12 protein-coding genes and 1 pseudogene are annotated in these 13,911 nt (G+C 62.5%); 4 read left to right on the top strand and 9 right to left on the bottom strand.

Annotation, left to right across the window (positions count from 1 at the left end; all coding sequences use genetic code 11):
• Positions 1-178 precede the first annotated feature (178 nt).
• Together gad and AC3ANU_RS06980 are read right to left on the bottom strand one after the other, a co-directional pair.
• Entirely contained in the window at positions 179-1,579 is a 1,401-nt protein-coding gene (gad, locus tag AC3ANU_RS06985; RefSeq protein ID WP_488315733.1) for a glutamate decarboxylase, read from the bottom strand.
• A 191-nt stretch (positions 1,580-1,770) separates the two neighbouring features.
• Entirely contained in the window at positions 1,771-2,469 is a 699-nt protein-coding gene (locus AC3ANU_RS06980) for a GntR family transcriptional regulator (RefSeq protein WP_488315732.1), read from the bottom strand.
• Positions 2,470-2,697: 228 nt separating this feature from the next.
• On the opposite strand from AC3ANU_RS06980, the gene AC3ANU_RS06975 reads away from it, so the two are divergent.
• From AC3ANU_RS06975 to AC3ANU_RS06960, 4 genes are read left to right on the top strand one after another with little or no spacing between them, the layout of a single operon-like run.
• Positions 2,698-3,612, top strand: coding sequence for an ABC transporter substrate-binding protein (locus AC3ANU_RS06975; protein WP_488315731.1), 915 nt, complete (start codon positions 2,698-2,700; stop codon positions 3,610-3,612).
• A gap of 4 nt (positions 3,613-3,616) precedes the next feature.
• Complete coding sequence (locus AC3ANU_RS06970) at positions 3,617-4,579, top strand: amino acid ABC transporter permease (protein WP_144600896.1); 963 nt, start codon at positions 3,617-3,619, stop codon at positions 4,577-4,579.
• Positions 4,576-5,340 carry an amino acid ABC transporter ATP-binding protein gene (locus AC3ANU_RS06965; protein ID WP_018768728.1) on the top strand — a complete coding sequence of 255 codons (765 nt, stop codon included), beginning with the start codon at positions 4,576-4,578 and terminating at the stop codon, positions 5,338-5,340. Before AC3ANU_RS06970 ends, AC3ANU_RS06965 begins: the two co-directional genes overlap by 4 nt.
• Positions 5,341-5,363: 23 nt before the next feature.
• Positions 5,364-6,539, top strand: coding sequence for an alpha-hydroxy acid oxidase (locus AC3ANU_RS06960; RefSeq protein ID WP_488315730.1), 1,176 nt, complete (start codon positions 5,364-5,366; stop codon positions 6,537-6,539).
• A 68-nt stretch (positions 6,540-6,607) separates the two neighbouring features.
• On the opposite strand, the pseudogene AC3ANU_RS06955 reads toward AC3ANU_RS06960, so the two are convergent.
• The 7 genes and pseudogenes from AC3ANU_RS06955 to AC3ANU_RS06925 all read right to left on the bottom strand — a co-directional run.
• Positions 6,608-6,703: pseudogene (locus tag AC3ANU_RS06955) on the bottom strand (MinD/ParA family protein); the annotation flags it as partial.
• A 203-nt stretch (positions 6,704-6,906) separates the two neighbouring features.
• Positions 6,907-9,024, bottom strand: coding sequence for an acyltransferase family protein (locus tag AC3ANU_RS06950; protein ID WP_488315729.1), 2,118 nt, complete (start codon positions 9,022-9,024; stop codon positions 6,907-6,909).
• Positions 9,025-9,057: 33 nt separating this feature from the next.
• Positions 9,058-9,306: an acyltransferase gene (locus AC3ANU_RS06945; protein WP_488315728.1), complete on the bottom strand. Its 249-nt coding sequence runs from the start codon at positions 9,304-9,306 to the stop codon at positions 9,058-9,060.
• Between the two features lie 332 nt (positions 9,307-9,638).
• On the bottom strand, positions 9,639-10,877 hold the full coding sequence (locus AC3ANU_RS06940; protein WP_488315727.1) for a MinD/ParA family ATP-binding protein: 1,239 nt from the start codon (positions 10,875-10,877) through the stop codon (positions 9,639-9,641).
• 343 nt (positions 10,878-11,220) lie between these two features.
• Entirely contained in the window at positions 11,221-11,367 is a 147-nt protein-coding gene (locus AC3ANU_RS06935) for a hypothetical protein (protein ID WP_488315726.1), read from the bottom strand.
• A gap of 272 nt (positions 11,368-11,639) precedes the next feature.
• On the bottom strand, positions 11,640-12,467 hold the full coding sequence (locus AC3ANU_RS06930; RefSeq protein ID WP_488315725.1) for an MBL fold metallo-hydrolase: 828 nt from the start codon (positions 12,465-12,467) through the stop codon (positions 11,640-11,642).
• A gap of 293 nt (positions 12,468-12,760) precedes the next feature.
• Positions 12,761-13,905, bottom strand: a protein-coding gene (locus AC3ANU_RS06925) for an IS3 family transposase (protein ID WP_488315724.1) whose coding sequence is annotated in 2 segments (ribosomal slippage) — positions 12,761-13,629 and positions 13,629-13,905 — 1,146 coding nt in all. Because the reading frame shifts where the segments join, the coding sequence is not laid out codon by codon here.
• Positions 13,906-13,911: the final 6 nt, after the last annotated feature.

Below are 13,911 nucleotides of genomic sequence, written 5' to 3'. Positions count from 1 at the left end.
TAGCAGTCGCGGGAGCAAAACAGCGCAGAGGGAGTTGGAGGCAGGTCCAAGCCGCAAACCTTGCATTTTGGCTTGGGTCGAAGGCTCCGAAGCATGGTGTTCAGCATGGATGAAGGTTATGCGCCTGGCCGGAAAATTGGACCAGTAACCAGATACTTCAATCTGCGGGCAGCGATACCTAGTGGTGGAACGCTTCCTTGTGCTTGTCGGTGGGCATGGGCGACGTCAGGGCGTCCAGGTAGGCCACTTCCTTCTTGAGGTCGTCAAGGAAGCTGGAGGCGAGGTCCCGGGTGAAGCCGTTGCGGACCACGATCCGCTGCACCGTGATGCCACTGAGCCCTTCGGGCAGGGCGTAGGCCGGGACCAGCCAGCCGTTCATGCGCAGGCGTTCGGACAGGTGATGCAGGTCCCAGTTCCTGGTGTGGCCGTCGGTGAGCTGCCAGGCGAAGACCGGGATGTCGGAGCCGTCGCTCCAGAGGGTGAAGGCGTCCATGTTCCCGATCTCGTGGGAGAGGTACAGGGCAACGTCACGGGAGCTGGCCTGCACGGATTTGTAGCCGGCGAAGCCCAGGCGGAGGAACAGGTAGTACTGCAGCAGCACCTGGGCGCCGGGCCGGGAGAAGTTCAGGGCGAAGGTGGGCATGTCCCCGCCCAGGTAGCTGACGTGGAACACCAGGTCGTCGGGGAGGGACTGTTGGTCCCGCCAGACGATCCAGCCCAGGCCGGGGTACACCAGGCCGTACTTGTGGCCGGAGGTGTTGATGGAGGCCACCCTGGGGAGCCGGAAGTCCCACACCAGTTCCGGTTGCAGGAACGGTGCCACCATGGCCCCGGAGGCGCCGTCCACGTGGATGGGGATGTCCAGGCCCGTGGCAGTCTGGATGCGGTCCAGCGCGGCGGAGATCTGCTCCACGGGTTCGTAGGCGCCGGTGTAGGTGACGCCCATGATGGCCGCCACGCCGATGGTGTTCTCATCCACGTAGCGGTCCAGGTCATGGCCGTCCAGGGTGGGGTGTTCCCTGGACACGGGAACATAGCGGGCTTCCACCTCCCAGTAGTTGCAGAACTTCTCCCAGCACACCTGCACGGCGGAGCTGAGGACGATGTTCGGCGCGTCCGTGGGCTTGCCCTCGGCCCGGCGGCGGTGCTGCCAGCGGCGTTTGAGGGCCAGGCCGGCCAGCATGCAGGCTTCGGAGGAGCCGATGGTGGAGGTGCCGATGGCCGCCGCAGGGTCCGGGGCGTTCCACAGGTCCGCGAGCATCCGCCAGCACCGGGTTTCGATCAGCGCGGTCTGCGGGTACTCGTCCTTGTCGATCATGTTCTTGTCGAACGCTTCCGCGTACGGCTGGGACGCTTCCCGTTCCATCCAGGTCCCCACGAACGTGGCTAGGTTCAGGCGCGAGTTGCCGTCCAGCATCACCTCGTCGTGGACCACCTGGTAGGCGGTGCCCGGCAGCGATTCCCCGTCCGGGATGGTGAAGCGCGGAAAGAGGGTGGACTCCCCCGGCCGGCTGAACAAAGGGTTCAGCTCCACGCTCGTTTCGGGCTCGTGCCGTTCGCTCCGGTGTGACCTCGTCATGTCCAGTTCCTTCGCCCGCCGTCGTCCGCAGGCAGACGCCTGCGGCCGCACTTCCGCTGTTCCCAGCACTCCGTATTATTCATGCACCCGGAGCAAACGGCAGCAGGGGCGGCGGGTTTGGGCGCGGCAGAAGTACGACGGCGGCACGCACCAGGGAGCCAGCCGCACCGTACCAAAGGGCCGGCAGAGACCTACTGCTGGCCGAACTTCGTCAGGCTTAGCGAGCGGGACCTGATCCCCTCGATGTGGTTGTTCATCGCGGCCGTCGCCGCTGCGCAGTCCCCGGCCTTGAAGGCATCAATGATGGCCTGGTGCTCCTGCACCGTGTGGTCACCGCTCATGTCGTTGTGCACCATCAGCCTGAAGCGCTGGATGCTTCCCTCGATGGACCCGTAGGCCCGGAGCAGGAACTCGTTGTCCGTTGCCTCCACGATCCGCCGGTGGAAGTTTTCATCGGCCTTCCAGTAGGCCCGGTACCCCGCGAAGGTGTCGCCGCCATGGCGTGACGCCTCAAGGTCGCGGTGGAATCCTTCCAGGTCAGCCACGAGATCCTGTGTTGAGTTGGTGCAGGCAATGCTGGTGCATGCAGGCTCGAGGATCTGACGCGACGTCAGAAGCGCCGCGATGTCGCTGGCGGTGGGCTCCGGCGCAACCTTGTAGCCGCGCAGGGCTTCCCGCCTGACCATGCCGGTGGTTTCCAGGCGTGCCAGGGCTTCCCGTACTGGAGTCGAAGAAACTTTGAAGCGCTTGGCCAATCCATCAATGCTCAACGGGGATCCGGTGGAGATCTTGTCGTCGAGCAACAGGGACAGGATGGCCTCGAACACCTGGTCGACCAGCATGGGCCTGCCGGGGATCAGGACTTCTTCTTCAGGCGAAGCGGCGTTCATTTCGGAATCCTATGTGAATTTTTCGGTCAGTCGCATGCAGCCGTAACACCACTCCCACGAGCGCGTCGTCACAAACCAAACACGGCGAAAAGGGTGTTTGCAGAAAATCGTGCATGATGTACGGTACATGATACCGGACAGCGAAGTGATCTGTAACACAGCCAAGCTGCCCATCAAGGTTGGAAGCTCTCCTACCACCCCTCCTCCCCCACTTCCGAAGGCGTGTAGATGATTCAGTTTCGATCGATGTTGGTGACCGTCGCCGCAGTTTCCATGGCGAGTGTGCTTCTCTCCGGGTGCTCCAACCCCGAAATGACCAGCTCAGCCCAGTCCGATGCCCCTAAAAGCCCAAGCTCCGCGGAGGCCGTCAAAGTCGACGAAGCCGCCGCCGCAGCCCTCCCCAAGGATGCGCGGGACAGGGGAACGCTGACCGTCACCATGAGCCAGAGCTCACCTCCTCTGCACTTCATGGCCGCCGACGGGACAACCATTCAAGGTATTGACCCGGAAATTGCCATGGCCCTCGGCCAGACGCTGGGCCTGAAGACGGAGGTCAAGAGCGGCCCCTTCGACGGCATCATCCCCGGTATTGCTGCCGGCAAGTTCGACATGGCCATTTCCCAGATGTCCCCCTCGACGGAACGCATGAAAGTGCTTGACTTCGTGGACTACTACCAGTCAGGCAGCGGCATTGGTGTGGCTCCGGGCAACCCGCAGCACCTCGCGCTGGACACACTCTGCGGGAAGCGTGTTGGCGTGCTGAAGGGTTCATTCCAGGACCTCAAGCGCCTGCCTGCCCTTTCCCAGGCGTGCACCGCCGCCGGCAGCCCAGCCATCGAGGCCATGACCTACCCCGATATGCAGGCCCCCAATCTCGCACTGACGGCTGGACGCATTGATGCGGTCTACATCGACGGACCCACCCTGGGCTACGCCATCAAGCAGGGCGGCCAGATCGAACTGCTCGGCGAAAAGGACGTCTCCCCCGTCAGCATCGGCTTCAAGAAGGGCGCGGGCATGGAAAAGGCGGTGCAGCTCGGCATGGAGTCTCTGGCAAAGAGCGGCAAGTACAAGGAGATCCTGGACAAGTGGGGCGTGGGCACCGGTGCAATCTCTGACTTCGCCTTCAACAAAGCGCAGTAGCCACATGGCCAACACAGCCACGGAACCCGACGCCAAGGCACCCGCCGGTGACGCGCTGGACCGCCAGCTTCTCCTGGGCCGTCCGCACCAGCGCCACGGAGGGTTGTGGCTGACGGCGGCAATCGTCTTGTTCGCGATCTTCCTGGTGGGCTACTCCCTCGTCACCAATCCGCGGTTCGAGTGGAACGTGGTCTTCGGCTGGTTCACCTCGGAGCGGCTGTTCACAGGCCTCCTGCGGACGCTGGGACTGACGGCCATCTCCATGGCTGTGGGAATCGTCGTCGGCGTCCTGCTGGCGCTGGCCAGGCTCGCCCCGAACGCCATTGTGGCCGGGACCGCGGCGTTCCTGGTCTGGCTCTTCCGCGGGGTGCCGGTCTTCGTCCAGCTCCTGTTCTGGGGTTTCATCGCCGCCATCTACCCACGGATTGCGGTGGGCGTGCCGTTCGGGCCCGAGTTCTTCTCGGTGGATGCCAACGTGCTCATCACCCCCTTCATGGCGGCAATCCTCGGCCTGGGCCTGAATGAAGGTGCCTACATGTCCGAGATCGTCCGGGCAGGGCTCCTGAGCGTCAACCGTGGACAAACGGAGGCGGCCACGGCACTGGGCATGCGCCGGTTCGCGATACTTTCCCGGATCGTCCTGCCGCAGGCGATGAAGATCATCATCCCGCCAACGGGCAACCAGACCATCTCCATGCTGAAGACCACCTCCCTGGTGAGCGTCCTGGCCTTCCCCGAGCTGCTCTATTCCGCGCAGCTGGTGTACAGCGCCAACTTCAAGACCATTCCCCTGCTTATCGCCGCCAGCATGTGGTACCTGCTGGTGACCAGCGTTCTGAGCCTTGGGCAGTTCTTCATTGAACGGCACTTCAACCGGGGCGGTATCACCTCCGGACGCAGCCCCCGGCGGCCCCGCAAGCCCAAGGCGGCGAACCCCCGCACCACACCAGAGGAGGCCCGGCCATGAGTGACGTGATGATCGAAGCACAGGGGGTCACCAAGAGTTTCGGCGACCTCGAAGTCCTCAAAGGCATCGACCTCACCATCCCCAAGGGCAGTGTGACCTGCATCATCGGCCCGTCCGGCTCGGGCAAGTCCACGTTCCTTCGCTGCATCAACCAATTGGAAACGCTCGACGGCGGATACATCCTTGTGGACGGACAGCCGGTTGGCGTGAAGATCAGGAAAGGCCGGCTGCACGCGCAGAACAACGCCGAGGCGGCGAGGATGCGCGAGAACATCGGCATGGTCTTCCAGAGCTTCAACCTTTTCCCCCACATGACGGTGCTGGAGAACATCTGCGAAGCGCCGGTCAGGGTGAAGAGGGAGAACCGGAAGGCCGTCCAGGACCGGGCCCGGATCCTCCTGGAGCGGGTGGGGCTTTCCGAGAAGGTGCATGCCTACCCGGCGTCCCTGTCCGGCGGCCAGCAGCAGCGCGTGGCCATCGCCAGGGCACTGGCCATGGAGCCACGGCTGATGCTGTTCGACGAGCCCACATCGGCCCTGGATCCGGAGCTGGTGGGCGAGGTGCTGGACGTGATGCGGAAGCTCGCTGACGGCGGGATGACCATGATCGTGGTCACGCACGAGATCGGCTTCGCCCGTGAAGTGGGCGACCACCTGATCTTCATGGACGGCGGCGGCATCGTGGAGCAGGGCGACCCCCGGACCGTCCTGCGCGACCCACGGCACGAACGCACCAAACAATTCTTGGCGAAAGTAATCTAGACCTTCACATTGGAGCAGGACCCTTGAGAAACAAATGGATTGTCAGCATCGATGACTACCGCAAGGCTTCCCGGAAACAGCTTCCGAAAATGATCTCGGACTACCTGGAGGGCGGCGCGCTGGACGAGACCACCATGCGCGCCAACGAGGACCGGTTCGATGCCCTGATGCTTCGCCAACGGTCAATGGTGGACCTTCGGGGCCTGAACACATCCACCACCGTGCTGGGCCATTCCCTGGCGCTGCCGCTGATGGTGGCACCGATGGGCATGCTCACCATCTTCCACCCGGGTTCGGATCCTGCCGTTGCCCGGGCCGTGGTAAGGGCTGGCTCGATTTTCATCCACAGCGCGTGGGCCGGCTGCTCGCTGGAAGAGGTGGCCAACGTGGCCCCCAACAACCTGTGGGCGCAGATCGCTTTCTGGAAGGATCCGGAGGAAACCGCCAGCTACATCAACCGGGCCAGGGCCGTGGGGGTGGAGACCCTGGTGGTGGCGGGCGACGTCGGGTCCTCCAGTAAGCGCGAACGGGACCTTCACCATGGACTGTCCATGCCGCCGCGCCCGCCGGTGGCGGACTACTTCAATGCCGCCACCCGCCCGGCCTGGCTGTGGCGCTGGCTCACCGGCCGGAAGATGACCTACGGGAACTACCAGATCAACGGCCGCCCGCTGCGCATGGACGAGATGAACAACTGGATGGCAACCAACAAGAACCCGGGCGCCACCTGGGATGACTTCGCCAGGCTCCGGTCCGAGTGGAAGGGGAACCTGGTGATCAAGGGCATCATGGACGCCGAGGACGCGGCCCGGGCCGTGGACGAGGGCGCGGACGGCATCTTCGTCTCCAACCACGGCGGCCGGCAGTTCGATTCCCAGCCCGCCACCATCGATGTCCTCCCCTCCATCACGGACGCCGTCGGCGGCCGGGCGGAGATCTATCTCGACGGCGGCATCCGGCGCGGCCACGACATCGTCAAGGCAGTGGCGCTGGGCGCCAAGGCAGCACTGGCCGGGCGCCCATTCGCCTACGCCCTTGCCACCGGCGGGGAGCCGGCGGTGGACCGGGTGTTCGGAATCCTCCAGGACGAGCTCAAGGGGGCCATGGGGTTCGTGGGCAAGTCATCCGTTGCGGACCTCGACAGCAGCATCTTTGCAGGGCGCAGCACGTCAGCCGTACCCGAGGGCCTGCTCGTGTAGAAGAACTGAAAGCGTTGCCAGGTAACTGCCCGCCTCCCTCGGAGGCGGGCAGTTCTTTTGTCTTACCGTTACCCGTCCACGATTGCCGCGGCAATTTCCTTGTACGCCCGCCGGGTCTCCGGCTTCAGCACGTCAAGGGTCACCAGGTCTCCATCGGCCACACCGTCTCAGCTGCATCTATTCCGCCACCTAAGCCGCTTTGTGGGTCACGGAAAAGGGTCGATACAGAGTTGTCAACCTCGACTCCATCGACAACAACCTGATTTAGGGAAGGCGGCTGAGGGCCTTGCGGCGGACACGATGGACGCGGCAATCACCCCCCCCAGCCGATCCAGGTGGGTTTATAGCATTCATTCCATGCCTTCGGTCAGGTCAGCGCCTTGGCTATACGTTCTTTCAGGACAGGCGCAAGCGACTGCATGTAGGTGCCGGTTACGTGGCCAGCGGCATCGCGATAGACAATGGCGTTTCCAATGACAGCGGGGCATGTTTGGTCAAAGCAGAAGTAGTCTGTGACGTCTACCAGCGCTGCGTTGCTTACCGAGTCCACCGCGTCAATCAAGGCGTCATTCGTACCGAGAGCCTCATCACGCTTCGTGCCGCAGTCGTTACCGTTCACTTTGAAACCCACGCGGGTAAGGCAGGACAGCGCCCCCTCGCTTACGCTTGGAACGTCACCCACGGCAATGATCTTGGTGCCGCGTGCCGCGACGGGAGACCAGAACGAAGCGAACCGCCGGCTGGCATCCGCCGGACTATTGCCTGTCTTGGTCCTGGCCGCGGTCGTGATGACTGCCGTGTACTTGTCACCATTGAGAAGCCTTTCCTGCACCGTACGGATTGAAGCTTGGCAGTCTGACCCGTCCCAGAGGTCCATCCACTGGCAGCCGACACCGGTATAGACGTCAAGCTTCCAGTTCTTTTCGATGGCTATCGGAATAAGCGCCGGGAGCAGCGACGCCGCGTGGCTGTCGCCGATGACTGCGATCCTTGTTGCGGAGGGGGCGGTGGAACCTAGCGTGCAGTCTTTGAAGGTCTCCCCATTCTGCCTCCAGCACTTGTAGGCTCCGCCCGTATCGGCGGCGAAGGTGTCAATGCTGGGCGTAATCGATTCGCCCAGCTTCCCCTTGCACACATCCGAATGAGAAACCGCTCCGGCGCCGAGGCATAGCGTTCGGTTGCCGGCGGCGGTGTCCGCCGCTCCTGACGCCACGGTAGTAGGCATGGGTGCCGCGGCGATTGCGGGATCGGGTGCCGTCTTCATGATGGCGGCGGCAGATACCGCTACCGCTACGACAGCGAGTACTGACAGTAAAGTCACGGCGGCACGGTTGCTAAGGACTATCCCGCCCTGGGCCTTGGTCCTCTTCCTGAAGTCCGCCAAGTCAAAGTTCCTAATCGGATTTTCAACAAAATGGTAGGACGTGACCGACAGTGCCAGGCTCAACCCAAGGGCAATTAGGTAGTACGCGACGTTGTCGTTGGGCATAAAGGCCACGAGCAGGATGATGACGGGCCAGTGCCAGAGGTACAGAGAATAGGAGATATCTCCGATGTACCCGCTGACACGATTAGTCAAGGGAAAGAGAAATCGCACTGGACCACCGGTGCCGGCGACGATCACAAGCGCGGTTGTGATCACCGGCAAGGCTGCGGACGGTGCGGGGAAGCCGACTACGGCGTTTACGACTAAAGCGGATGCGACCATTCCGATGAGCCCAACCCAACCAAGCACCGGGCGTAGTGCATTCGGTATGCGGGTGAGGACCGGAGAGATTACGGCAACCAGCGCTCCGACACCCAGCTCCCATGCACGCGAGAATGTGGAGAAGTAAGCCCACGTAGGGTTCGTCGCGGTCTCCAACATCGCCCACGCGAAGGATGCAACCACGATGGCCATCATTGCCCAGCCGACGTACGTCCGCCCGTTCTCAATCGCACGCTTCGCTGTGAGCCAGAAGATCAGCAGCATCAACCATGGCCACACAAAGTAGAACTGTTCTTCAACACCCAAGGACCAGAAGTGCTGCAGGGGAGAAGGCGGCGTTCCCTCTTGGAAGTAGTCCGTCCCGTCTACCGCAAAACGCCAGTTACCGGCGAAAAGGAGCGCCCATATACCATCCCCAAAGGTTTCGGCCGCACGCGCTTTCGGAAGTACCCAGTACGCAACGGCTACCGTTGCCACCAGCACAAGTAAGGATGCCGGAAGAATCCGCTTGACGCGGCGCTTGTAGAAATTGGTGAAGGAGATTGTTCCTGTCCGCTCTTTTTCCCGGAGCAGCAACGACGTGATGAGGAACCCGGATATGACAAAAAAGACATCCACCCCGACGAAACCGCCTGCAGGCCACCCGATAAGGTGGCTTGCTATCACAGCGAGGACGGCAAACGCACGCAGGCCCTGAATGTCGGGACGGAACTTACCCTTCTTCGCGGCCGATGATGGCCGCCCTTGAGCGTGCCGAAGTGCCGTCTTTTGAGACATGAAGATTTCCCCCTATTGAGACCTGGCGCAAGTCTACCCGGCAGGTACCTCGGAAAGACTGCGGACCAGTCGTGCGGGGACGCCAGCATAAAGGCCGTCAGCCGGGAGGTCCCTTGTAACGACGGCACCAGGAGCCACCACGCAACCCTCACCGATGGTCACGCCGGGCTGGACGATGACGCCGGCACCGAGCCAGGACCCCGCCCCGATGGTAACGCCGGAGAACTTGGTCGGCTCGGAAGCCCGTTTAGTGGAGGGCCCAATGTCATGTGTTCCGGTCATAACCGTCACGCGGGGCCCGAGGGAAACCCTGTCGCCGATGCTGATCCCACCTGTCGGAAACAGCGCCGCGCCAGCGTTGATGAAGACCCCGTCTCCGATGTTCAGGCGAGTAGCGTCCCCCGAGATGATCGCTCCATGGGCAATGCGTGAGCGCCCGAGCTTTACCCCTGCTGCTCTGAGGATCGCCCACCGCGCCTTCATCGGAATTAGAGGTGACGCGGCGATGCTATTGATAGTCCAAGAATGTAGCCTCATGCCCCCAATGATAGGGGTCGGATAGGCCGGATAAGCTCCCTGCAGCAGCTGTTCGAGGTGTACGGAATCACATACTCCTATAGATACCCGTCCACAATGGCAGCGGCAATTTCCTTGTAAGCCCGTCGAGTCTCCGGCTTCAGAACGTCCAGGGTCACCAAGTCACCGTCGGCCACACCACGGTCATGCGGCACAGCAATGAGTTCGCGGCAGATGCCAGACAAGTGCTCCTCGATCGCGTCTTTATCCACCCGGGAGGACACCTCGTCCTTGTCCGTGATCACCACGATGGCGTTCCGGGCCAAGTCCTCATACCCGTGACTGGCCAACCATTGCAGCGTGCTGCGGGCCCGCTTGGCGCCGGACACCGCGTACCCCGCAGCAATGACCAGGTTGTCAGCCGACTGCAGGATCCCGCTCATCGCGTTGTGGGTCACACCGGTTCCGCAGTCGGTTAGTGCAACGGAGTAGTAGCTGGCGATGAGCTTGCGGATCCGCAAGTACTCCTCAGCCGTCAGCGAGTCAGAGACCTCCGGGTCCTGCTCCCCCGCGATCAGGTGCAGCCGGCCAGCATGGTGCATGTACCGGGCGAGCGCGGTCAGGGAGTCGATGGACTCGATGTTCTCCAGCAGGTCAGTGATCGTGCGCGGGCTGGCCTGCTGGTAAATGCCCTCGCCCAGCGCGCGCTCCACCAAGTCGCCCGAGTCGGGGTTGGCATCGATAGCACAGGGTGCATCGCCGCGGTACTCTGCGAGGGTCAGGCCCACACCAACGGTGGTGGAGGTCTTGCCGATCCCGCCCTTAAGGCTCAGGATCGCGGTGTTATAGCTGCCCTGGAGTTGCCTGGAAATCCGGCGGCCCAACTCGTCCTCCTGCCGTTGCTTGGGTCCGGGACCTAAGTTCCAGGCACCACCGGTCAGGGTGTAAAGCACCCCACGGATGCCGCCCCTGGGTCGGGGCTTCTGCTCCTTGACGAATAGTCCCGGCGAGCTGATGAAGTCCGGCATGGGGCTGTCGGCGATCGCGTCCGCAACAGTAGGCCGGCTGCGGCGGAAAGATGGAGCGTCCGATGGCGGTGCGGCAGCTTCGGAAGCCACGTCACCCGGAGCAGCGGCTGGCGCAGCGGAAGCAACAGACGCGATGGGATCCGCGGCGGGCTGTTTGGCCGGCGGCGCAGGAGCCGCGGGCGCAGGCGACGGTGCGCGCGACGGCTTGGTGGCGTCGGCTGCGGCCGCCGCTTCCGCCCACGACGTCCGGCGGGTAGCCGGCGTCCCTGCTTCGTTTGAACTGGAAGGGGAAGGGGTTACTGCTGGCATGGTTCCTGTCCAGGCATCCTGAGGTGAGCCGTCGGCACGACGAAGATCGCGGCGTCGGCGCAGCTGCGGCTGCCCTGCATCCTCTGCTTGGGCGCCTGCATTTTGATCCGCCGGATTTGGCATGTCTGTCCCCCGGACGTTTCGGCAAACGGTTCTGCGGCACTGGTTCAATCAATAAGTCTAGGGGGTCCGGTTAGGAGCTCCTGCACAGTATCCGCTGGTCAGTGGTGGATGAGTGCGACAGAAACCACCGCTGCGGTGAGCACCAGGAGAATGGCAAGAATGATGTAGCCCACCCACCTGGGACGGCCTTTGTGGGGATTGATGTCGACGTACGGCATGGTCAGCGCTGATTACCTCGGGGCGCGGGCCGGACGGGGCTCCGGAGTGCGCGGCGCTTGAGCCGCAGCAGCTGGTACAGGACAGTGAAAGGAATCAGCAGGGTGCCGAGCAGAGCGCTCAGCGCCAAGGCGTAGTCCGAAAAAGCCACAACAGCCTCCATTGGTCAAAGTGATCCCCATCGTCTCGAACCTAATCACGTGGCATATCGATTCACAAGTTACGTCTAAAGCGGGACTTAAGCCTCTAGACCAGTGATCTTGGACAACATTGCGCGTCCAGCCTGCAATAAACGCGAGGACTGTCAGCAAAACAAAGGAAAGCCGCCTTGTCTTGTTCTTTCATCATTCCCGGCAGCACCTACCACCATGGGGTCAACTGCGTGGAGGTCCACCTCAAGATTTCCTCAAGAAAGACGTACCGTTACGAGGCTTCCTGGGGTTTGAGCCGGGTTTCCTGCAGCCGCTTAATGAACCACCGGGACTGCTCGGGGCCGTATGGCAGGACGGGAATCGCCTTGGTCGCGTCATTGGGCGTATCCCGAATGGACTGCCAGGCCTGCCGGACGGCCGTCGTCATAGTGTTGGCCATGGTCTTGACGAACTGATCACTGCAAGGCTTTCCATGCCCCGGAATAAGGAATTCGTAGCGGTGGCGCAGTGCGGAGATGTGCCGGAGCACGTCCGCCCATTCCTCGGGGTAAGAGTCTTCAAAGGAAGGGTGGGCACCCTGTTCCACGAGGTCGCCGACGTAGAGAGTGGTTGAAGTGCCAACCAAAAGGTCACCGTCAGTGTGTCCGCGGCCCAGACAAAACAACGTTGCTGTCAAACCACCAAGGTCGACGAGGACAGGCTGGTCTTTGACGATTGCGTTGGGAACCACGAGTTCGACGTCCTCACCTTCACCGGCGGCCATCTCAGGCTCCAGAGTTCCAACGTGCTTCCGCTGCACATCACCCCGCTGGTCGATCTCGGTGGCACAGTTCTGGTGCGCCCAGAACTCGGTAACGCCGGCCTCAGCGAACACTGCATTACCAAAAAAGTGGTCGTAGTGGGCGTGCGTGTTTACGACGACGAGCGGCAGGTCCGTCTTCTCACGGACGGCGTTTAAGATTTGACGCCCCTGACGAGGTCCGCACCCGGTGTCGATGACCATCGCGCGCACTGAACCGATGATCAGGCCGGTATTTAGCAGGGATCCTTCAGTTGCTAGTACATAGTTATCCGTGCCGACTTCGAGCCATTCCGACATTTTCTCTCCGTACCTCCTGTGAAGCTCTAGGACGTCCCGTACCTCCTGTGAAGCTCTAGGACGTCCAACTCCCATCAGTGTAACCACGGGCCGTCCAAGCCCTTCCATAACCAAATAAGCTTGAACAAAGGCATGCCGCCTGTTGGCAGGCACACATCCTATTTACGCTGCGGCATGCCTCAGGGTACGTCGAGCAGAAAAATTCTGATGACTCGCAAAGCCTGGACCTAGCTGAAAGGGTATGCCGAAAACCTTTGGATAGGGACTGCCCCGGCTTTTGTTGACCTGGGGTCTTAGGCCGCTGTGAGCGCGGTCCGGTTGATGGTTTCATATTCGATTGGCGTGAGTTTGCCCAGCCGTCTTTGCCGTCGCCGGCGGTGGTAGGTCCGTTCGATCCAGGTCGTGACGGCGAGCCGGAGTTCCTGCCTGGTGAGCCACCGCTGACGGTCCAGGACGTTCTTCTGCAGCAGCGAGAAGAACGATTCCATCGCAGCGTTGTCCGCGCACGCACCGACCCTGCCCATCGATCCGGTGAGCCCGTGGTGCCGGAGTGATTCGACGAACCGGCGTGACCGGAACTGGGACCCGCGGTCCGAGTGGACCACTGTCCCTGCCGGGCGGCGTGAGCGCACCGCGTTCTCCAGTGCGGCGACGGCCAGCGAGGACTTCATCCGCGAGTCCATCGAGTAGCCGACGATCCTGCCGGAATAAACGTCCTTCACCGCGCAGAGGTAGAGCTTGCCCTCGGCAGTGGGGTGCTCGGTGATGTCCGTCAGCCACAGCTCGTTCGGAGCTGCGGCGGTGAAATCCCGATCGACCAGGTCGTCATGCACGGGCGGCCCGGGTCTGCGGTTCAGGCCCCGCTTCTTCGAGAACACCGACCAGATACGGTGGTCCCTGCACAGCCGCTGGACCCTGTTCTCACCCGCCACGATGCCCTTCTCCGGGAGCTCGTCGGCGATGAACCGGTACCCGAATGCCGGGTCATCGGCGTGTATGTCCAAGGCGGCGTTGACCAGGTGCGCATCGACCCAATCGCGTTCCGTCACCGGACTGGCCCTCCACCGGTAATAGCCTTGCTTGCTGAATCCCAATACCCTGCAGGTCACCGCCACGGGAACACCGTCGGCGGCAAGATCCGTGACCAGCGGGTACATCATTTTGGGTTGATGTCCCTGGCCAGATAGGCAGCCGCCCGGCGCAGGATCTCATTCTCCTGTTCCAGCAGGCGGTTGCGCTTCTTCAGCTCCCGCATCTCGGCCGACTCCGCCGCCGCCGGGCCGGCACCGGTTTCTTTTCGTTCGGCGATGGCGATCCAGCGCTTGAGTGTCGTGACAGACAGTCCGAAGTCCTTCGCAATCTGCGTCAGCGGCGCCTCGCCCTTCCGGGCCACATCAATAACATCCTGGCGGAACTCCGCCCCATAAGCCGTGGGCATGCTCAA

It is taken from the genome of Arthrobacter sp. SDR-2R (assembly GCF_057747955.1).
The sequence above is the reverse complement of the archived record's forward strand: the minus strand, read 5'-3'. Positions and strand labels throughout refer to the sequence as shown.

Bases quoted from the DNA above. Each gene is read 5' to 3' on its own strand.
- gad (WP_488315733.1), bottom strand. From the start codon at position 1,579: ATGACGAGGTCACACCGGAGCGAACGGCACGAGCCCGAAACGAGCGTG.
- AC3ANU_RS06980 (WP_488315732.1), bottom strand. From the start codon at position 2,469: ATGAACGCCGCTTCGCCTGAAGAAGAAGTCCTGATCCCCGGCAGGCCC.
- AC3ANU_RS06975 (WP_488315731.1), top strand. From the start codon at position 2,698: ATGATTCAGTTTCGATCGATGTTGGTGACCGTCGCCGCAGTTTCCATG.
- AC3ANU_RS06970 (WP_144600896.1), top strand. From the start codon at position 3,617: ATGGCCAACACAGCCACGGAACCCGACGCCAAGGCACCCGCCGGTGAC.
- AC3ANU_RS06965 (WP_018768728.1), top strand. From the start codon at position 4,576: ATGAGTGACGTGATGATCGAAGCACAGGGGGTCACCAAGAGTTTCGGC.
- AC3ANU_RS06950 (WP_488315729.1), bottom strand. From the start codon at position 9,024: ATGTCTCAAAAGACGGCACTTCGGCACGCTCAAGGGCGGCCATCATCG.
- AC3ANU_RS06945 (WP_488315728.1), bottom strand. From the start codon at position 9,306: ATGACCGGAACACATGACATTGGGCCCTCCACTAAACGGGCTTCCGAG.
- AC3ANU_RS06940 (WP_488315727.1), bottom strand. From the start codon at position 10,877: ATGCCAGCAGTAACCCCTTCCCCTTCCAGTTCAAACGAAGCAGGGACG.
- AC3ANU_RS06930 (WP_488315725.1), bottom strand. From the start codon at position 12,467: ATGTCGGAATGGCTCGAAGTCGGCACGGATAACTATGTACTAGCAACT.